Origin of the sequence: Pseudomonas sihuiensis (assembly GCF_900106015.1) — a bacterium.
Taxonomy (GTDB): domain Bacteria; phylum Pseudomonadota; class Gammaproteobacteria; order Pseudomonadales; family Pseudomonadaceae; genus Aquipseudomonas; species Aquipseudomonas sihuiensis.
In genome coordinates this window covers 4,634,655-4,653,403 of the sequence record NZ_LT629797.1, presented here as the reverse complement: position 1 = coordinate 4,653,403, position 18,749 = coordinate 4,634,655, and the positions used below count along the sequence as shown (strand labels likewise).

21 protein-coding genes are annotated in these 18,749 nt (G+C 64.0%); 10 read left to right on the top strand and 11 right to left on the bottom strand.

Translation table 11 applies throughout. From position 1 onward, the window contains the following. Window positions 1–6: 6 nt before the first annotated feature. Both BLT86_RS21865 and BLT86_RS21860 read right to left on the bottom strand, forming a co-directional pair. Window positions 7–453 carry a phasin family protein gene (locus tag BLT86_RS21865; protein ID WP_092379568.1) on the bottom strand — a complete coding sequence of 149 codons (447 nt, stop codon included), beginning with the start codon at window positions 451–453 and terminating at the stop codon, window positions 7–9. Window positions 454–624: 171 nt separating this feature from the next. After that, window positions 625–900 carry a polyhydroxyalkanoic acid system family protein gene (locus BLT86_RS21860; protein ID WP_079784804.1) on the bottom strand — a complete coding sequence of 92 codons (276 nt, stop codon included), beginning with the start codon at window positions 898–900 and terminating at the stop codon, window positions 625–627. Between the two features lie 147 nt (window positions 901–1,047). On the opposite strand from BLT86_RS21860, the gene ubiE reads away from it, so the two are divergent. The 9 genes from ubiE to BLT86_RS21815 all read left to right on the top strand — a co-directional run bounded on the left by ubiE (window position 1,048) and on the right by BLT86_RS21815 (window position 6,918). Then, entirely contained in the window at window positions 1,048–1,818 is a 771-nt protein-coding gene (gene ubiE, locus BLT86_RS21855) for a bifunctional demethylmenaquinone methyltransferase/2-methoxy-6-polyprenyl-1,4-benzoquinol methylase UbiE (RefSeq protein WP_017678521.1), read from the top strand. Next, window positions 1,818–2,435: a ubiquinone biosynthesis accessory factor UbiJ gene (locus BLT86_RS21850; RefSeq protein WP_092379566.1), complete on the top strand. Its 618-nt coding sequence runs from the start codon at window positions 1,818–1,820 to the stop codon at window positions 2,433–2,435. Before ubiE ends, BLT86_RS21850 begins: the two co-directional genes overlap by 1 nt. After that, window positions 2,432–4,015, top strand: a complete 1,584-nt coding sequence (gene ubiB, locus BLT86_RS21845; protein WP_092379563.1) for a ubiquinone biosynthesis regulatory protein kinase UbiB — start codon at window positions 2,432–2,434, stop codon at window positions 4,013–4,015. The genes BLT86_RS21850 and ubiB overlap by 4 nt, the downstream gene beginning before the upstream one ends. Window positions 4,016–4,088: 73 nt before the next feature. Beyond that, the gene (hisI, locus tag BLT86_RS21840; protein ID WP_003458972.1) at window positions 4,089–4,487 is read left to right on the top strand and encodes a phosphoribosyl-AMP cyclohydrolase; all 399 of its coding nucleotides are present in this window, start codon (window positions 4,089–4,091) and stop codon (window positions 4,485–4,487) included. After that, window positions 4,480–4,815, top strand: a complete 336-nt coding sequence (locus BLT86_RS21835; RefSeq protein ID WP_003458971.1) for a phosphoribosyl-ATP diphosphatase — start codon at window positions 4,480–4,482, stop codon at window positions 4,813–4,815. Before hisI ends, BLT86_RS21835 begins: the two co-directional genes overlap by 8 nt. Window positions 4,816–4,838: 23 nt before the next feature. Continuing rightward, window positions 4,839–5,072, top strand: a complete 234-nt coding sequence (gene tatA / locus BLT86_RS21830; protein ID WP_003458970.1) for a twin-arginine translocase TatA/TatE family subunit — start codon at window positions 4,839–4,841, stop codon at window positions 5,070–5,072. Window positions 5,073–5,075: 3 nt separating this feature from the next. Next, a complete protein-coding gene (tatB, locus tag BLT86_RS21825; protein ID WP_003458969.1) occupies window positions 5,076–5,420 on the top strand; it encodes a Sec-independent protein translocase protein TatB in 345 nt (114 codons plus the stop codon). Further along, window positions 5,417–6,211, top strand: coding sequence for a twin-arginine translocase subunit TatC (gene tatC / locus BLT86_RS21820; RefSeq protein WP_003458968.1), 795 nt, complete (start codon window positions 5,417–5,419; stop codon window positions 6,209–6,211). The genes tatB and tatC overlap by 4 nt, the downstream gene beginning before the upstream one ends. After that, entirely contained in the window at window positions 6,208–6,918 is a 711-nt protein-coding gene (locus tag BLT86_RS21815) for a 16S rRNA (uracil(1498)-N(3))-methyltransferase (RefSeq protein ID WP_092379560.1), read from the top strand. Before tatC ends, BLT86_RS21815 begins: the two co-directional genes overlap by 4 nt. 183 nt (window positions 6,919–7,101) lie before the next feature. On the opposite strand, the gene dtd is transcribed toward BLT86_RS21815, so the two are convergent. Together dtd and pip are read right to left on the bottom strand one after the other, a co-directional pair. Then, on the bottom strand, window positions 7,102–7,539 hold the full coding sequence (gene dtd, locus BLT86_RS21810; RefSeq protein ID WP_092379557.1) for a D-aminoacyl-tRNA deacylase: 438 nt from the start codon (window positions 7,537–7,539) through the stop codon (window positions 7,102–7,104). Further along, on the bottom strand, window positions 7,536–8,507 hold the full coding sequence (pip, locus tag BLT86_RS21805; protein WP_092379554.1) for a prolyl aminopeptidase: 972 nt from the start codon (window positions 8,505–8,507) through the stop codon (window positions 7,536–7,538). Before pip ends, dtd begins: the two co-directional genes overlap by 4 nt. 78 nt (window positions 8,508–8,585) lie before the next feature. Between pip and BLT86_RS21800 the strand changes: the two genes are divergently transcribed. Further along, complete coding sequence (locus BLT86_RS21800; RefSeq protein WP_092379551.1) at window positions 8,586–9,023, top strand: hypothetical protein; 438 nt, start codon at window positions 8,586–8,588, stop codon at window positions 9,021–9,023. Between the two features lie 151 nt (window positions 9,024–9,174). On the opposite strand, the gene BLT86_RS21795 is transcribed toward BLT86_RS21800, so the two are convergent. The 7 genes from BLT86_RS21795 to BLT86_RS21765 form a co-directional block, all read right to left on the bottom strand. Then, window positions 9,175–9,717: a lipocalin family protein gene (locus BLT86_RS21795; RefSeq protein WP_017678512.1), complete on the bottom strand. Its 543-nt coding sequence runs from the start codon at window positions 9,715–9,717 to the stop codon at window positions 9,175–9,177. A gap of 12 nt (window positions 9,718–9,729) precedes the next feature. Next, entirely contained in the window at window positions 9,730–9,981 is a 252-nt protein-coding gene (gene bamE / locus BLT86_RS21790) for an outer membrane protein assembly factor BamE domain-containing protein (RefSeq protein WP_024306606.1), read from the bottom strand. Window positions 9,982–10,050: 69 nt separating this feature from the next. Continuing rightward, window positions 10,051–10,650 (bottom strand): DUF924 family protein, encoded by a 600-nt coding sequence (locus BLT86_RS21785; protein WP_092379547.1) that lies wholly within the window; start codon window positions 10,648–10,650, stop codon window positions 10,051–10,053. Next, the gene (locus tag BLT86_RS21780; protein WP_017678510.1) at window positions 10,650–11,657 is read right to left on the bottom strand and encodes a class 1 fructose-bisphosphatase; all 1,008 of its coding nucleotides are present in this window, start codon (window positions 11,655–11,657) and stop codon (window positions 10,650–10,652) included. The genes BLT86_RS21785 and BLT86_RS21780 overlap by 1 nt, the downstream gene beginning before the upstream one ends. A gap of 35 nt (window positions 11,658–11,692) precedes the next feature. Next, entirely contained in the window at window positions 11,693–13,393 is a 1,701-nt protein-coding gene (locus BLT86_RS21775; protein WP_092379543.1) for a histidine kinase N-terminal 7TM domain-containing diguanylate cyclase, read from the bottom strand. A 187-nt stretch (window positions 13,394–13,580) separates the two neighbouring features. Further along, the gene (locus tag BLT86_RS21770) at window positions 13,581–14,924 is read right to left on the bottom strand and encodes a DUF3999 domain-containing protein (protein ID WP_017678508.1); all 1,344 of its coding nucleotides are present in this window, start codon (window positions 14,922–14,924) and stop codon (window positions 13,581–13,583) included. After that, window positions 14,921–18,520, bottom strand: coding sequence for a DUF2339 domain-containing protein (locus BLT86_RS21765; protein ID WP_092379540.1), 3,600 nt, complete (start codon window positions 18,518–18,520; stop codon window positions 14,921–14,923). The genes BLT86_RS21770 and BLT86_RS21765 overlap by 4 nt, the downstream gene beginning before the upstream one ends. Window positions 18,521–18,749: the final 229 nt, after the last annotated feature.

The following is an 18,749-nucleotide window of genomic DNA, read 5'->3' as shown; positions in this document are numbered from 1 at the left end:
ATCTCCTTATTTGGTACGCGCGACATGCTCGAGCAACGCGCTCAGCTCATCCAGCTTAGCAGAGAGTGCTTCAACATCCTGCTTGGACGGAATGCCGATACGGTTCAGAGCGGAAGCCACACGAGTATCGAAAGCCTTCTCGATCTTGTCGAGCTGAACTTCGACCTTGCCTTTAACACTGGTGACATTGCTATTGACCGACTGCTTGACCGATTCGATCTGGCTGTTGGCGGCTTCTACCTGCTCGTCGACCAGCTTCTTGCCTTTGCTTTCGACGCCTTCACCGGCCTTGACCAGCTCCTTGAAGTATTCGGTCCCCTCAACACCCGCCTTGGCGTAAGCGCCCAGGCCAGCGAGGTAGATCTTGCGGGCATAGCCCTTCACGTCGTCGAACAGACCGGCTTTGTCTTCGACCACGGCTTCTACTTTTTTCTTCACGGCAACTTTCGACATGGTGCACCTCACGCGCTTTGACAGTTAGCGGAAACGCCCACGGAATGCAGGCTTGGGTACACCCTAAGGAGAAAAATTAGAAATCGCATACTAGGAACAGGCGACAGCATGCATGTTCAATGCGACCCAATGGCGGCGGGCACAGCGCACCCTACTGGCTTGCCGCTGCTCTCAGGCCAGCGATTTGTCCAGCACCTGCTCGATCTCGCGCTGGATCATGCCGCCCATGGGCGACAGCAACAGCCCGAGCTTGAGCTCCACCCGCACAGTGTCGTCACCCACCGCGATGCTGCCGTCGGCACCGCTGCGCTTGAACTCCAGGGTGTCGCCGTTCCAGCGATAGCGCACGTCGTACTCGCTGGCCAGGCGCTCGGCCAGGCGTTCGGCCTTCTCGCGGGCGGCCTCGCGACCGAGGGAATGGGATCGTTCGACACGAATACGGGACATGGCAACTCCTTGAACTGGCGGCGTGCCGCACGGCTGCGGCATGAGGTCACATCACTCTACCAGCCCATCGGGCGAGCGGGCACCCAGGCAAGACAAAGGCGCCAGGCGCCTTTAGAATGGTGCGGTTTTCTACCCGGTGAGAGCGACATGAGCGATCCACGCAAGGCCCAGGAGCAGGAACCCACCACCCACTTCGGTTTCCAGGATGTGCCGGAAAGCCAGAAGGCGGAGAAAGTGGCCGAAGTCTTTCACTCGGTGGCGGCCAAGTACGACCTGATGAACGACGTGCTGTCCGGTGGCCTGCATCGCCTGTGGAAGCGCTTCACCATCGAACTGTCCGGCGTGCGCACCGGCAACCGCGTGCTGGACATCGCTGGCGGCACCGGTGACCTGACCCGCAAGTTTTCCAGCATCGTCGGTCCGACCGGGCAAGTGGTGCTGGCCGACATCAACGACTCGATGCTCAAGGTCGGTCGTGACCGCCTGCTGGACAAGGGCGTGGCCGGCAACGTGCAGTTCGTCCAGGCCGATGCCGAGAAGCTGCCGTTCCCCGACAACCACTTCGACGTGGTCACCATCGCCTTCGGCCTGCGCAACGTCACCCACAAGGAAGACGCCCTGCGCTCGATGCTGCGCGTGCTCAAACCCGGCGGTCGCTTGCTGGTGCTGGAGTTCTCCAAGCCTGGCAACCCGCTGCTGGCCAAGGTCTACGACACCTACTCGTTCAGCTTCATGCCGCTGGCCGGCAAGTTGATCACCAATGACTCGGAAAGCTACCGCTACCTGGCCGAGTCGATCCGCATGCATCCGGATCAGGAAACCCTCAAGGCGATGATGGTCGACGCCGGCTTCGAGCGCGTCACCTACCACAACATGACTGGCGGCATCGTCGCCCTGCATCGCGGCATCAAGCCTTAATGCTCATCACGGGCTTGCTGGCGGGCGTCGAGGCGGGTCTCAACCGCGCCCTGCGCCTCGATGGCACGGCCTTGCCGCGTCTGCAGGCACTGAGTGGCAAGGTCATCGCCGTGCAGTGCCAGAGCCCGGCACTGGAGCTGTTCATCCTGCCCAGTGGTGATGGTCTGCAACTCGCCGCACAGTGGCATGCACCCGCCGACTGCACGCTCACCGCACCTGCCGCCAGCCTGCTGCGCCTGGCCCTGAGCCGTGAGAAAACCGCCGTGCTGCATCGCCCGGAAGTGTCGCTCGATGGCGACAGCGCGGTGCTGCTGCAACTGGCCGGCATCCTGCAGGATCTGGAGCTGGACTGGGAATACGAAATCTCGCGCTGGCTCGGCCCGGTGGCCACTACCCTGCTCGCCGGTCACCTGCGCAGCCGGGTCAATCTCGCCAGCCACGGCGCCGCCAGCCTCAAGCAGAATCTGGCCGACTACCTGGCCGAAGAATCACGCACCCTGGTGGGCCAGCGCGAAGCCGATGCGCGTTTCGCCGAGCTGGATCAACTCAAACTCGCCCTCGACCGCCTGGAAGCACGCATCGAGCGCCTCACTTCTGCCAATAAGTCCGACGCATGAAACTGCTTGCCGTTCGCCGCCTGTTGCGCATCCAGCGCGTAGTCATCCGCTATCAACTGGACGAGATGCTCTTCGAGCTACCGCTGCCATTCTGGCTGCGCGCGCTGTCCTGCCTGCTGCCCTGGCGCTGGCTGCCGCGCAAGCCGCTGGAGCTGTCGCGCGGCGCACGCCTGCGTCTGGCGCTGGAAGACCTGGGGCCGATCTTCATCAAGTTCGGCCAACTGCTGTCCACCCGCCGCGACCTGCTGCCGCCGGATATTGCCGATGAACTGGCGCGCCTGCAGGATCAGGTACCGCCCTTCCCGGAAGATCAGGCCATCGCCCTGATCGAAGCCCAGCTCGGCGCCCCGGTGAGCGAGCTGTTCGCCCGCTTCGACAGCCAGCCACTGGCCTCGGCCTCGGTGGCTCAGGTGCATGCCGCGCAGCTGAAGAGCGGCGAGCAGGTGGTGGTCAAGGTAGTGCGCCCTGGCCTCAAGCCGGTGATTCGCCAGGATCTGGCCTGGCTGTTCCTGATCGCCCGTATCGCCGAGAAAGCCTCGGCCGATGCCCGCCGCCTGCGCCCGGTGGAAGTAGTCAGCGACTACGAAAAAACCATCTTTGACGAACTCGATCTGCTGCGCGAAGCAGCCAACGCCAGCCAGCTGCGGCGGAACTTCGACGGCTCGCCTCTGCTCTACGTACCGCAGGTGTACTGGGACCTGTGCCGCCACCAGGTGCTGGTAATGGAGCGCATCTACGGCATCCCGGTGACCGACCTGGCGACCCTGGCCGACCAGCGCACCGACATGAAACTTTTGGCCGAGCGCGGCGTGGAGATTTTCTTTACCCAGGTGTTCCGCGACAGCTTCTTCCACGCCGACATGCACCCCGGCAACATCTTCGTCAGCACCCGCACGCCGTGGAGCCCGCAGTACATCGCCATCGACTGCGGCATCATCGGCAGCCTCACCGACGAGGACCAGGACTACCTGGCACGCAACCTGATCGCCTTCTTCAAGCGCGACTACCGCAAGGTCGCGCAGTTGCACATCGACTCGGGCTGGGTACCGGCCGATACCAAGGTCAACGAGTTCGAAGCGGCGATTCGCACCGTGTGCGAGCCGATCTTCGAGAAGCCGCTGAAGGACATCTCCTTCGGCCAGTTGCTGCTGCGCCTGTTCCAGACCGCCCGGCGCTTCAATATGGAAGTGCAGCCGCAGCTGGTGCTGCTGCAGAAGACCCTGCTCAACATCGAAGGCCTCGGCCGTCAGCTCTATCCGGATCTGGATCTGTGGAGCACCGCGCAGCCCTTCCTCGAACGCTGGATGCGCGAACGCATCAGCCCGCTGCATCTGCTGCGCAACCTGCAGCAACAAGCCGAGCAGGTGCCGCACCTGTCACAGATCGCCCGCGACACCCTGGAGCGTCTGCAGCAGCCGGTACAGGTCCAGAGCAGTGCACCACGCGACCACTGGACACTGCGCCTGCTTGGTGCGGCACTGATCGGCGCCGGCACCATGCAAGGCCTGGCACCACTGCTGGCCACCTGGCCAGCCTGGCTGATGGTCGGCGGCGGGCTCTATCTGGTGCTGCGCCGATAGCCAGTTGGCTGCGGCGCTGGCACACTTGGGGAATTCACGGGCCGAGGCCCGGCGCAACAGATACGGAATACCGATGAACGATTGGCTCGACGAAATCCACTGGAACGAAGACGGCCTGGTGCCGGCCATCGCCCAGGACTACCAGAGTGGCCGCATCCTGATGATGGCCTGGATGAACCGCGAATCCCTTGCCCTCACTGCCAGCGAACAACGCGCCATCTACTGGTCGCGCTCACGTGGCAAGTTGTGGCGCAAGGGCGAGGAATCCGGCCATGTGCAGAAACTGCACGAGCTGCGCCTGGACTGCGACGCCGATGTCATCGTGCTGATGGTCGAACAACTGGGCGGCATCGCTTGCCACACCGGTCGCGAAAGCTGCTTCTATCGGGTATACGAGAATGGCGGCTGGAAAACCGTCGACGCGGTGCTGAAAGATCCGCACGCCATCTATGCAGGACACAGCCATGAGTGACACCCTGAGCCGCCTGGCCGAGGTGCTGGAGTCGCGCAAGGGCGCAGCGGCCGACAGCTCCTACGTCGCCAGCCTGTATCACAAGGGTCTGAACAAGATTCTGGAAAAGGTCGGCGAGGAATCGGTGGAAACCATCCTCGCCGCCAAGGACGCCGCCGCCAGCGGTGACTGCAAGGACCTGATCTACGAAACCGCCGATCTGTGGTTCCATAGCCTGGTCATGCTCGCCGCCCTCGGCCAGCATCCCCAGGCTGTGCTGGATGAACTGGATCGCCGTTTCGGCCTCTCCGGCCACGCGGAAAAAGCCGCGCGACCGCAATCCGAATAAACCTTCATTACGGAGTACATATCATGGGCTTTGGCGGTATAAGCATCTGGCAACTCCTGATCATCCTGCTCATCGTGGTCATGCTGTTCGGCACCAAGCGCCTGAAAGGCCTTGGCTCGGATCTGGGCGACGCGATCAAGGGTTTCCGCAAATCGATGGATAGCGGCGAAGCTGAAAAGCCAGCCGTGGAAGAGCCCAAGGGCCAGACCATCGACGCCCAGGCACGCAAGGTCGAAGAGCCAGCGAAGAAAGACTAAGCCATGTTCGACATCGGTTTTACCGAGCTGCTGCTGGTCGGTCTGGTGGCCCTGGTGGTGCTCGGCCCTGAGCGCCTGCCAGGCGCCGTGCGTACGGCCAGCCTGTGGATCGGCCGGATCAAGCGCAGCTTCAACTCGATCAAGGCCGAGGTGGAGCGCGAGATCGGCGCCGACGAGATTCGCCGTCAGTTGCATAACGAGCGGATTCTCGAGCTCGAGCGGGAAATGCAGGCGATGAAGCAGGACATTCTCGGCACCGGCAAAAGCGACAATCCGCCAGCGGAGAACAGCGCCAAACCGACTGCCGACACGGCCCCGAGCGTTCAGGACAAGAATCCCCAGCCATGAGCAATAATCCACAAGCCGACCAGGAAATGCCTCTGGTCTCGCACCTGGCCGAGCTGCGTACTCGCCTGTTGCGCTGTGTAGTGATCATCCTGCTGATCTTCGCCGGCCTGTTCTACTTCGCTCAGGATATCTACGCCCTGGTCGCTGCGCCGTTACGCGCCTATCTGCCAGAAGGCGCGACGATGATCGCCACAGGGGTCGCCTCACCGTTCCTGACGCCATTCAAGCTGACCCTGATGTGTGCGTTGTTTCTCGGCATGCCGGTGATCCTGCACCAGATCTGGGGCTTCATCGCGCCGGGTCTGTACACCCATGAGCGACGCATCGCGGTGCCGCTGCTGATTTCCAGTATCTTCCTGTTCTACGCCGGCATGGCCTTCGCCTACTTCGTGGTGTTCCCGATCATGTTCGGCTTCTTCGCCAGCGTGACCCCGGAAGGCGTGGCGATGATGACCGACATCGGCCAGTACCTTGATTTCGTCCTGACGCTGTTCTTCGCCTTTGGCGTGGCCTTCGAAATCCCTATCGCTACCTTCCTGGTTATCTGGGTCGGCATTGTCGATGTCGCCACCCTGCGCAAGAGCCGACCCTATGTGATAGTCGGTTGCTTCGTGGTCGGTATGGTGCTGACGCCGCCGGACGTGTTCTCGCAGACCCTGTTGGCCGTGCCGATGTGGCTACTGTTCGAGGCCGGTGTACTGGCTGGCGCGCTGGTCAAGCGCAAGCGCGACCAGGAACAGGCCGAAGAAGAAGCCAAGCCCGAAGACCAGCCACCCGCACCGCTGCCGTGAACCTGCTGCTGCTGGAGGACGCCGACTTCGTCGACGGCGATCAGGTACGCCTCAGTGGCAGGCGCCTGAAACATCTACATGAAGTGCATCGCGCCGAGACCGGTGATCGCCTGCGCGTCGGTCATCTTGGCGGCCTGATGGGCGAAGGCCGACTGATCGCCCTGGATGCCGAGCATGCCGAACTGCATGTCAGTCTCGACCAGCAGCCACCGGCCAAGCTACCGCTGACCCTGATCCTCGCCCTGCCCCGCCCGAAGATGCTCAAGCGCGTGCTGCAGACGGTCAGCGCCATGGGCGTGGCGCGCCTGGTATTGGTCAACAGCTACCGGGTGGAGAAGAGTTTCTGGCAGACACCGTTTCTCGAGGCCGAGGCCATTCGCGAACAGCTGATCCTCGGTCTGGAACAGGCGCGCGACACGGTGCTGCCCGAAGTGAGCATCGAGAAACGCTTCAAGCCCTTCGTCGAGGATCGCCTACCAGCCCTGGCAGCCGGCACACTTGGCCTGACCGGCCACCCCGGTGATTACCCGACCTGCCCGCGTGCAGTGCAGGAGGCCGTGACCCTGGCCATCGGCCCGGAAGGCGGCTGGATTCCCTACGAAGTCGAGCTGCTGCGCGAAGCAGCAGGCTTGCAACCGGTGCAGCTTGGCGAGCGCATTCTGCGGGTGGAGACGGCAGTGCCGGCATTGCTGGCCAGATTGTTCTGAACGCCCCAGCAGACGTAGTGCGGACCGGAGCGCCGGCCGCTGTAGGGCGGTCCGGAGCGCCGGCCGCTGTAGGGCGGTCCGGAGCGCCGGCCGCTCGTAGCGTCAGCGAACAGTCCGCCATAGGGTACGACTCGGCGTACTGCCTGCGGCGAGTACGCCCTACTCATACCCGCAGGCCACGCCTCAAACCTCAAGCAGAAAGGTCACCGGCCCATCGTTGATCAGGTGCACCTGCATATTGGCGCCGAAGCGTCCGGTGGCGACCTGCGGGTGCTGGGCTCTGGCCATTTCCACCAGAGCATCGAACAGCGCAGCGCCCTGCGCGGGTGGCGCTGCGCTAGAGAAGCTGGGGCGCATGCCGCTCTTGGTGTCGGCTGCCAGGGTGAACTGCGAGACCAACAATAGCCCGCCTTGCACGTCCGTCAGCGAGCGATTCATCTTGCCCGCTTCATCGCTGAACACGCGGTAGTTCAGCAGTTTGTGCAACGCGCGGGACAGGCTGGCCTGATCGTCTTGCGGCTCGATGCCGACCAGCGCCAGCAGGCCCTGATCGATGCCGCCCACCAGCTCACCTTCCACCTCCACCCGTGCACCGCTGACGCGCTGGATCAGCAGCTTCATGCATCCTCCGGCGGCAGGTTGAGCAGGCGCCGGGCCATCTGTTCGGCTGCGCGGATCAGCGCGTCGGTAATACCGGGTTCCGCCGCCGAGTGGCCGGCGTCACGGATGATCTGCAGCTCGCTGTTGGGCCAGGCCTGATGCAGCGCCCAGGCGTTATCCAGCGGGCAGATGGCATCGTAGCGCCCATGTACGATGATACCCGGCAAGTGAGCGATCTTCGGTATGTCACGGAGCAGCTGGTTGGGTTCGAGGAAAGCGTCATTGACGAAGTAGTGGCACTCGATACGGGCAATGGACAGTGCCCGATGTGCCTCGCTGAAACGATCGACTACCTGAGTATTCGGACGCAGGGTGGCGGTGCGGCCTTCCCAGGTCGACCAGGCCTTGGCTGCATGCATCTGGGCAATCTGGTCGGCACCCGTCAGGCGTTTGTAGAAGGCCCGCATCAGATCGCCACGCTCCTCGACCGGGATGGGCGCCACGTAATCCTCCCAGTAATCGGGGAACAGACGACTGGCACCCTCCTGATAGAACCAGCTGAACTCCTGCGGCCGACACAGGAAGATGCCGCGCAGAATCAGCCCATGCACGCGCTGCGGATGCGCCTGTGCATAAGCCAACGCCAGGGTCGAGCCCCAGGAGCCACCGAACAGCACGAACTTGTCGATACCCAGGTGCTCACGAATACGCTCGATATCGGCGATCAACGCCTGGGTGGTGTTGTTTTCCAGGCTCGCGTGCGGAGTCGAACGGCCACAGCCACGCTGGTCGAAGGTGACGATGCGATACAGGGCAGGATCGAAGTAACGGCGGCTGGCTGAATCGCAGCCTGCACCAGGGCCGCCATGGATGAACAGTACCGGCAACCCGTCCGCAGAGCCGCTCTCGTCGATGTACAGCACGTGCGGTTGCTCGACCGCCAGTTCATGGCGAGCGTAGGGTTTGATCTCCGGGTACAAAGTCTGCATGGTTGGCTCCTGTTGGCTGGGCTACAACTGCCGTGTTCCACTCTGCCCGGCATCATAACCATGAAAAGGAAGTTCAGCATGTCGATGCGTCATCTGGCTTGGTCGCTGTTTATGTCTCTCACCCTCCTGCTCACCGGCTGCGGCGGCCGTGACGACCCGCAGGCCGCTCTGGAGGCGGCCGTTCAGCAGTTGCAGGACAACATCGAGGCCAAGAGCAGCGGTGCAGTGCTGGAGCAGTTGCATGGCGACTTCTTGGCCCGCCAGGAGCTGGACCGTGAATGGGCCAAGCGCACCATGACCCTGCTGTTCCTGCGCCACAAGAACATCAAGGTCATCGCACTGGGCAAGAACAGCTGGATCGACTCGGCGATCAGCAGCAAGGGCTATACCGAAGCTCAGGTAGGTCTGAGTGGCGCCGAGGGGTTGATCCCCGATAGCGCGCGGCACTATTCGGTGAAACTGGAGTGGTGGCTCGACGGCAGCGAATGGAAGCTGGCGCGCCTGGACTGGGAGTGAAAGCGTAGCCCGGCCCCCGCCTGCGTAGGAGCCGGCTTGCCGGCGATCCCTCGATGTTCGCCAGCCGATCTGATCGCGAGCAAGCTCGCTCCTACAGGGGCAGGCCTAACGCACCCAGTTACGTAGCCGATGCAATCCGGCTATAGGTGTATCAATCGGCCTGACGCCAGATCAGGTCCGAGGTGACGTAGCCCTGCTCGCGCGCGACGCTGAGCAGCTTGTCGCGGGTTTCCTGATCCACCTCAGGGGTGCGCGAGAGCAGCCAGAGGTACTTGTGCTCCGGGTGACCGACCAGTGCCACGCGATAGTCCTCGTCGTGGTAGATCACCCAGTAGTCGCCCTTGATCGGCAGCAGCTTGCTGGCCCAGTTATCGAAGCGTACCCACAGCTTGTCGGTTTGCCCTTCGACCTGAGGCTCGGCGACGCCCTTGGCCTCGATCCACTCACCGTCCTTGTCGCGGCAGCGGTTGGTCACGTCGATGCGGCCATCGTCACGCAGACCGTAATGCGCTTCGGACTGCACGCAGTTGCGCTGGAAGAACATCGGCAGGCGCGCCAGCTCGTACCAGGTGCCCTGGTAGCGCTGCAGGTCGACCTGCATGGTCTGCGGTGGCGGTTTGGGGATGCTGCCGGTACCGGAATTGGCGCAGCCGGCCAGGGCGAGAATGGCGCTGGCGATTAGGATCGAACGCATGGAAGCTCCTGTTTACTTGAGTCCCTTGCCGGAGAACAGCATGACCTTGTCCCCGGCGTACTGGACACTGATATAGGCCTTGTCGTCGCCCCAGGTGCAACTGGTCATCCCCAGTGCGCCGGCACACTCACCGGGCGCGCCGAGCAGGCTTTCCACTTCCTGCTTGCTCATACCGGCCTTGAGCTTGGAGTAGTTTTCCTGATTGACCTTGCTGCAGGCAGCGAGCAGGCAGCAGGCGAGCAACGCGACGATACGCATCGACATGGATGAAGCTCCTGATGGGAAGGTGCCAGCAAGCTTGGCATAGCCGGCGACGACTTGCCCGCTTGGAGTTCAGAAACGCGAGCCGGGTTCCCGCAGGAAGGCCTGCTCTTCGTCAGTGCAGGCGCGACCGAGAATCGCATTGCGATGAGGGAAGCGACCGAAACGGGCAATCACCCGCTGATGGCGCTCGGCGAAATCGAGGAAATTAGCGAACAATGGCCGCTCATCGACAGCGGCTTCGTTCAGCAGATCAGCAAACAGCTCGACCGCACGGTCCTGCAAGGGCAGATCTTCGGCGTGCTCGAAGACCAGATAGGCAAACACCCGCTGGATCGGCGTCAGCCTACGATCCCAGCCACGCTCAAGGCCGTCCTGCAGCAATGGGCGAGCCCGGCTGTCGCCGGCAAAGGCCCGCGGCGTATCGCGAAAGATCATGCGCGGCAGCTGATCGAGCAGGATCAGCTGTGCCAGCCAACCCTGCGGGTCATCCAGCCAATCCTTGAGATCGCCAGCCAACGCCCGCTCGACCAGGGCGCCGAACCGCGCCTCTGCCTCACGATCCTGGCTGTCGCGCTTGCCGAACCACAACCCCTGGCGCGCTGCGGCGACTTCGGTAGCGCTGCCTTCGGCACCGAACCACCAGTCGAGCAGCGGCTGCCAGGCGCTCATCAGTTGCGGTGGTAGGCGGTGATACGCAGCACTTCTTCCTTGGAGCCGAGGAATACCGGCACGCGCTGGTGCAGGGAAGTGGGCTGGATATCGAGAATGCGCTGGTTACCGTCGGTCGCAGCGCCACCGGCCTGTTCGATGATCATCGACATCGGGTTGGCCTCGTACATCAGGCGCAGCTTGCCCGGCTTGTCCGGCTCGCGGGCATCACGCGGGTACATGAACACACCACCGCGGGTGAGGATACGGTGCACGTCGGCCACCATCGAGGCGATCCAGCGCATGTTGTAGTTGCGCCCCAGCGGCCCGGTTTCACCGGCCAGCAGCTCGGAGACGTAACGCTGCACCGGGGCTTCCCAGTGGCGCTGGTTGGACATGTTGATGGCGAATTCCTTGGTCGACTCCGGCACCTTGATGTTGTCGTGGGTGAGCACGAAGCTGCCGAGTTCACGATCCAGGGTGAAGCCTTTTACGCCATCGCCCAGGGTCAGCATCAGCATGGTCTGCGGGCCGTAGATGGCGTAACCGGCGGCAACCTGCTGGGTGCCCGGCTGGAGGAAGGCTTCCTCGCCCAGGTCGCCGGTTTCACCGTTGCGCTCGGGGCTGCGCAGCACCGAGAAGATAGTGCCGACCGAGACGTTGACGTCGATGTTGCTGGAGCCATCCAGCGGGTCGAAAACCAGCAGGTAGGCACCCTTGGGGTACTTGCCGGGAATCTGGTAGGCGTTGTCCATTTCCTCGGAGGCCATGCCGGCCAGGTGGCCGCCCCACTCGTTGGCTTCGAGGAGGATTTCGTTGGAGATCACGTCGAGCTTCTTCTGTACTTCGCCCTGCACGTTTTCGCTGTCCAGGCTGCCCAGCACGCCGCCGAGGGCGCCCTTGGAAACCTGGTGGCTGATCGCCTTGCAGGCCCGCGCCACGACTTCGATAAGAAAACGCAGATCGGCCGGGGTGTTGTGGCTGCGAGTCTGCTCGATCAGGTAGCGGCTCAGGGTGACGCGGGACATGGACGGCTCCGGAAAGGGGAAAAATCGCGCGCAGTTTAACCCGAGTCGCCGCGCAATGCTGCCTGCCGGGATGGATGGCTGAGATCGGCGCCTGGCAACTGCCCGCAAACGCGATTGCGCCCGTCGCGTTTGGCCTGATAAAGCGCAGCGTCGGCAGCCTGCAGCAGCTCGTCGAGTGCCTGCCCCTGCTCAGGCCAATGGGCCAGCCCGGCAGACAGGGTCACACGCTGGTCGCCGCCACGGGTGGCGACATCGCGAGTCGCCAGTTGCGCGCAGATGCTTTGCAGACGTTCGCTGGCCTCGCGCGGATCGGCGCCCGGCAGGATCAGCAGAAACTCTTCGCCACCGATACGAAACACCGCATCGGTACTGCGCAGGTTATCCAACAGGTGCTGCGCGACGGCCTTGAGTACGTCGTCGCCGACCAGGTGGCCGCATTCGTCGTTGAGGCGCTTGAAGTGATCGAGATCGATCAGGGCCAGCGCCAATGGCAGGTTCTCGCGCTGCGCCCTGGCCAGTTCGCGCTCGAAGAACTCATCCAGATAACGGCGGTTGTACAACCCGGTCAGCGGATCACACAGGGCCTGCTCGCGCAGTTGCTCGTGCAGGCTGGAGATGGTGCGCAGACGCTCCTCACTCAGCGCCAGCGCCTCGGCCAGCTTGAGTTCACTGAGGTGGCGCTGGGTCACGTCACGGATATAGAGCATATGGCCGAGCAGGGTCGGGCCATGGCGGGTGGCACGCTGGATGGCGCGCACACGCACCTCGTAGTAGCGCGCGGCGCTGGTCAGCGTCAGCGGCAGGTCCTGCTCGGGGCCGTTGTGCTCTTGCAGCAACTGCTGCAGATCGGCACCGAAAACCGGCCACTGCCCCAACTCGGTGCCTTGCCATCCCGATTGCAGGCCTGCCAGTTTCAGCGCCGCCGGGTTGGCCTCGATCACGCGCCCACGCGGGTCGATCACCAGCACCGGATCGAGCAAGGCTTCGAGCAGCAGATGACGGGCCACCGGCAACAGGTCGAACAGGCGCACCCCGACGATCAGCCAGGAAAAAGCAATCAGGGTGAACGCGAAACTGAAAGGCGTCGGGTCGAAGCCGAACAGCGTCCAGCCGAACCCCACATAACCGATATTGGCCACCCAGGGCACTGCGGTGACCAGCACGAAGGCCAGATAGTGGCGGCGATGCAGCCCCTGACTCAGCGCCGCGGCACGCGTCACCACGCCCATGCAGAAGGCCATGAACAGGTAGACATAGACGGCGGTGGCGTAGAACAGCGGGCCATGCTCGTAGCGCACCGGCGCACCCAGGCTGGCGTCGACCGGCGCACTGCCAGCCCCGTAGAACAGACCATGCCAGGGGTTGCTCAGCGCCAGCCCCCAGACCAGCAGCGGCACCAGGCTCAGCCCGAGGATGCTGCTGCGTGCCAGAGGCGCGCGCATGCTGTTGACGTATTGCCAGAGGAAGACCGCCCAGAACGTCGGCGTGGCAACGATGCCGGGCCAGGCCATGCTGGCCCAGAACATCTTGCAGTCGGCGGCGAAGAAGCTCATCTCAAGAGCCGCGGCGCCCATCCACCACAAGCTGGCCAAGTGCAGAAGGATAAAGCTGTCACGCCCCGGGAAGTCGCGCTGCCGGGTCACCCAGTGCGCCAGCAGGATCACGCCGAGGCACACCAGCAGCGTCACCAGCACAGGCGCCGAGAAACTCCAGCCGGAAGCCATGCAGGCCTGCATCAGCGACTCCTCCGCATTCCCGGCGAAGCAGTGCGTGAGTCGCATACGCAAGCGACACGAGGCGACTGGGCGATGACGCGAATCGAAATACGCAAGGGCCTTCCTGACCTTCAATGCTGGATTGGCGCGGGGTGCCTAAGATACTGCAAAAGCCCTGCCGCATCTGGGCTTTATTGGCCCATGCCTCTCAGGCGTCTGGTGGGCGACGCAGCACACTGGCGGCCATCGCCGCCAGCAACCCAATTCCCACCAGCAGTACAGCCCAGAGTCCCCAACGCTGCCAGTCCTGACCGGCGCCAGCTTGTGATTCGACCGCAGCGGCAAGCGGCTCGACCAACTCGGCACGACCAAGGCTGACAAGTCGTTCAGGCTGATAACCGGGGATCAGGGTGTGCAGCGGCAATGCTGCCGACTGCGCACTCGGGCTACCCAGCGCCAGCCGATAGGGCGGCTCGCCACGGGTGAGAAATACCAGTTGCGTGGCGCGTAGCGCTACCTGCATGCGAGGCGTATCCGCGCCCAAGCCGCTCCCTCGCGCATCCACCTGCACGCGCAGCTGGCGCACCGGCCAACCAGGCAAGGCCAACTCATCGTTCACCACTTCACGCCCAGCCTCAGGCAGACGATAAAGCACCCCGCTTGTCAGCTGGCGCCAGGCACCCTGGTCGCTGCTGCGCGCCTCGAAGCGCAGTGGCGCCAGCGTGTTGCTCTGTTGCAGTTCGACCCGCAGTCGCTCCAGAGGCAATGACAAGGGCAACTGCCACTGGTACTGCCCCTCAGCGCTGGTCTGCGCCGGCATGGGCTCGGACCACACCAGCGGCGCAGCCTGATGAGCCTGCCGCTGACTGCGCAAGGTAACGGCCTGCAGTTGCGGGGCCCGGGCTGGGTTGCTCCACAGCAGACGCAGATAACGGGCACGCTGCCCAGGCAGTTCGACCTGACGCTGATCGATACGCTCATCGGCGAAGCTCAGACGCGCCACCTGCCCGTCTCCCCAACTACGCCAGTGCTGCAGGTCGTCACTGGCCTCGATGCTGAAGCGCTGAAATCCTTCCTCTGCCCCACTCCAGTCCAGATTCAGACGCACCAGCGGCGCATCGATGACGCTGGCATCGAGCAACCAACCGCGCAGTTGCTGCTCGCTTTCGGTCGGTGCATCGCCGCGAAGTTCGATCAGCGTGCCAGTGGTGCTGCGCTCGACGCGCAGCGCAGGCATTTCCTGGGCATCGGCGCGGCCCCGCAACGGAAACCAGCGCACACCATGCTCCTGTTCCTGCTGCACGGTCTCGCTATGCCCCGGAATCAACGCGTAGGCCTGCATCTGATCATTGCTGTCGAATACGCGTAGATCGCGCAAATCACCATGTCCGGCGGCGAGGTGAGCAGCGAAGGGCAGCTCAAGGCGATACCAGGGGCCCTCACCAGCGAGTTGCAGGGCAGCGCTGTGCCGATAGTCCTGAGGTGTCTCACTGGCCTGACTAAGTGCACTCAGCGACAACCCCAGGAGCAGGCCCCAACGGATGAGTTTCATACGGCAGACTCCTGTTCCTCAGCAGCCGACTTTTCGGCCTTGCGCGGCGGCAGCGGGGCGAAATAGCCCACCACCAGCAACAGCACACCGACCCCGATGAACGAGACGATGCGCTCCAGGCCACCACGGTTGCCCAGCTCGACGAAGAACAATTTGGCTACCACCAGGGCGATCAGCGCAGCACCTAACAGCCACAGCTCGCGGCGTACGCGTAGATGCCCAAAGAGCATCAGCGCCAGGGCGATCAGGGTCCAGACGATGGACAGCCCGGCCTGCACCAGCATCGAATCGAACAACGCTGACGTCTGCCAGGGCACACCACCCCAGTGGTGCGCGGTACGCATCACCATCACCGTCAGCAGGGCAAACAGCGAAACACCTGCGACGCCCTGCACCACTTGCTGTGCACGCGCAGGTTGCAGGCCCAAGCGCGGCAGCGCATCACGTGCCCAGACAAACAGCGCGCCCAGGCACAGCAGCAAACCCAACTCCAGTGGATTGAACAGCGGCAAATAAGGCAGCGGATCGCTATCACCGGCGCTATTGGCATTGGCCAGCCAGAACCAGGCGAGCATCAATGCCGCCAGAGGCGCCGCTGCCCACAGCCGGTATTCACGCTCGAACCCAGCCACCGGCCAGGGTAGGCGACGTGCCTGCGCCATTACCCAAAGGAAAGCGGTCGGCAGCAACGCCCAACCCAGCCAGCGCCAGGCGTTGTAGTGGTCGGCCAGGCTCAGCAGCAGATAGCGCAGCTCCAGCGCCAGCACGCCGATCAGCAACCAGCAGCCGAGCACATGGGCGACGCTGGCCGCCCTGCTCGGCAGTAGATCGCCCAGGGACCACAGGATAAGCAGATGCACCGCGATCACGGCAGCCCAGCCCAGCCAGCCGAAATTCGCGGCTGGATGGTAAAAGGGATGCCAGGCGTGGATCAGGACCAAGCCCGCAACCGGTGCCAGCAGGCTGCATAGCACCGCCAACTCGCGCCAGCGGGTGCGTAATGCCAGCAGCATCCAGAGCAGCGCCGACGAGGCCGCCAGCACTAGCAACGCACTGGCTTGCAGATTCGGCGCCACGAAGCGCAGCACCTCACTGGCCAAAGCCAGTGCCCACCAGGCCGCCCCCCAGGCCAGCAACAGCTGGCCCAGGCGCTGCAGACTGACGCCATCGATGCCCGTATCACGGCCGCTACGCGCCAGCCCCTGCAGGCGCCAGGCGCCGATCTGCGCAGCCAGGCCGAGCACAGCGGGGGTCCAGAAGCCGGTGTGCGCCAGCGGCGACAAGCCCTCGCCACTGATACCCGACAGCAGCAACGGCCCAGCAGCAAGGAAGGCCAGGCCAGCGAAGACCTGCAGCGCCAAGCTGAACAGGAACGCCGCGCGCTGCTGCAGATACAGCGCCAGCCACAGAATCAGCAGGCCCGTGCCGCCCCACACAGCGGCAGCCGCCACCCAGGGCAGGACGAACAACACCGCCAGGTTGATAAATACCAGGCCTACCAGCATCACCATCGACAAAGCACCGAGCAGCCGGCGGTTCTCGCGGATCTGCGGATCGCGCGCCGCCAGTAGCATGCCGGCGATCAGCCCCAGTCCCACCATCGACGCCGCCAGCAGGCCGAACCAGCCAGCACTGAAGCCGCCACGGCCAAACAGCGAATCCAGCGCCATCTGCCCGAGGAACAGCAGACCACCGAGCAACTGGATGGCGAAGGCGCTGTAGACGAAACTTGGCGCGGCGATACGCAGGCCGACGAACAAGGTCGCAAGGCCTGCCAACGCCCAGGCGATGGCGGTGCCGGGGGCCTCGAACAGCAGCGGTGCGATCAGATAGACAAACGCCAGCCCGGCCAACCCCAACCAGGGCAGCAGGCGGTGTTCCCAGGCGTTGGCCGCCTGCGGCGCCTGGCGTAGCTGCCAATAGCTGAACAGCAACGCCGCACCGAGCATCAGCGCGCCCAGCGGCGAGCCGTCCAGCAGGCTGCCATAGCCATGCTCCAGACCACTGACGAAAGCCAGTGCCGCGCCCACCTGCAGCAGCAGGGCGAACGCACGCGCCAGCGGCCGTCCCTGACGCAGACCCAACCAGAAGATACCGGCGCCTTCCACGGCCCAGGCCGCCGCCGTCCAACGGGCATCGAGACCGAGCGGAATGGCCAGACTGGCGAATACCACACCGAGCGCCAGACAGGTTTCCACCAGCAGCAGTGCCTGCTCGCCAGCACGCGCCTTGAGCACCCGCGCCAGCAACAGATAGAACAGGCCCAGGCCGAGGGCGCTGAACGCCGCGGCGAACTCGATATGCCGCACCAATGCGACCTGCAGGCCGAAGCCGATCAACGGCGGACCGAACAGCGTGGTGGCATCGACATAGTCGCCACGCCGTAGCGACCAGCGCAGCAACTCGTCACGCGCCTCGGGCGCATTCGCCGCGTCATGCAGGGTGCGGCGGGCGAATAGCAGGCCGATGGCCACGTACATCAGGAAGAACAGGATCAGGAATGGCTGAGTGCTGCCCAGCAGTTCCGGCGTGTAGGAACGCAGCCCCCACGCGAAACCGATGCCAAAGGTGCCGACGAAGCCGATCAGGTTGAGCAGGCGCCAGGCCTTGAACCAGGCGATGGCAAAGATGCCGGCATTGAGCAGGGCGAAATAGGAGAACAGCGCGACATGGTTGCCGCTGCCGGTGGAGGTGAGGATTGGCGCGGCGAAACCACCGAGCGCCGCCGCAGCGGCCAGGCCAAGGGCGTTCTGCTGCACGGCGAGAATCGCCGAGAACAGCGTCACTGCCACCAGCAGGCCGAGGGCCATGCCCGGATCGAGCAGCGGGTGCAGGCGCATGGCGGCGAACACCGTCAGGTACAGCACGGCGATGCCGGTGCCCTGCAGCACCAGGGCGTAACCGGGATTGCGCCGGCGCAACCACCAGCCCAGGCCGAGCAAGGCCAGGGCACTGGCCGCCACGCCCATGTAGCGCAGCTCGACCGGGACCTCGACGCCTTCGGTGGCGTAGCGCAGGAGGAAGGCCAGACCGAGGAACAGCAGTACCACGCCAACCCGCAGCACGGTGTTACCGCCGAACAGCCAGGCCTTGGCAGCAGCAATACCACGCTCGACCAGATTCGGCTCGCGCGGCGTTTGCTCGCGCCAGGGGCTTTGTTGCGCTGCCGATTGCGGCTGGTAAGCAACCTGAGCAGCCAGTGACGCAGGTTCTGCGACAGGCTGCGATGTTTCGATCTCAGGCAGCGGATCAAGTGTCCAGTCCAGCTCGGGCTCTTCAGCAACGACCGGCTCGGGCTGGGCCTCGGGCGCGGAACTGGCGACAGGGTCAGCAGACGCGGGAACCGACTCAGGTTCGCTTCGCTCGCCCTGCTCGACCTTGACCAGGCGCTCGTGGATGGCACGCGTGCCGTGATCGAAGCGCTCGGCGAAGTCCTTGAGCTGCGCAGTCAGCTGCGCATTGCGCGTCTCCAGCCCTTGCAGACGCAGCGCCTGGCCCAGGCTGAGGCCGATCAGCCCGCCAAGAAGCGCACCTGTGACCGATTCGCTAGCGCCCACGCCGAGCACCAAACCGACCAGCATGAAAATCCATTGCATGCGTTATGTCCCAATCCTGAGAAAGAAGTCGCCTCACGTTCCTGCTGGCCGCCCGAGACGAGCCACAGTATAGGAGCCGCGCCGACCCACACCCAGAGAGACGACTGCCAAGCCGTTCACAGGCACAACGCAAAGCGATCAGCCGCTAGCCGGTGCTTCACAAACGCCACGCGCCCGCTATCATCGCCGCCCCGTGACCGTAGGGCGGACTCGGGAGCGAAGCGAACAG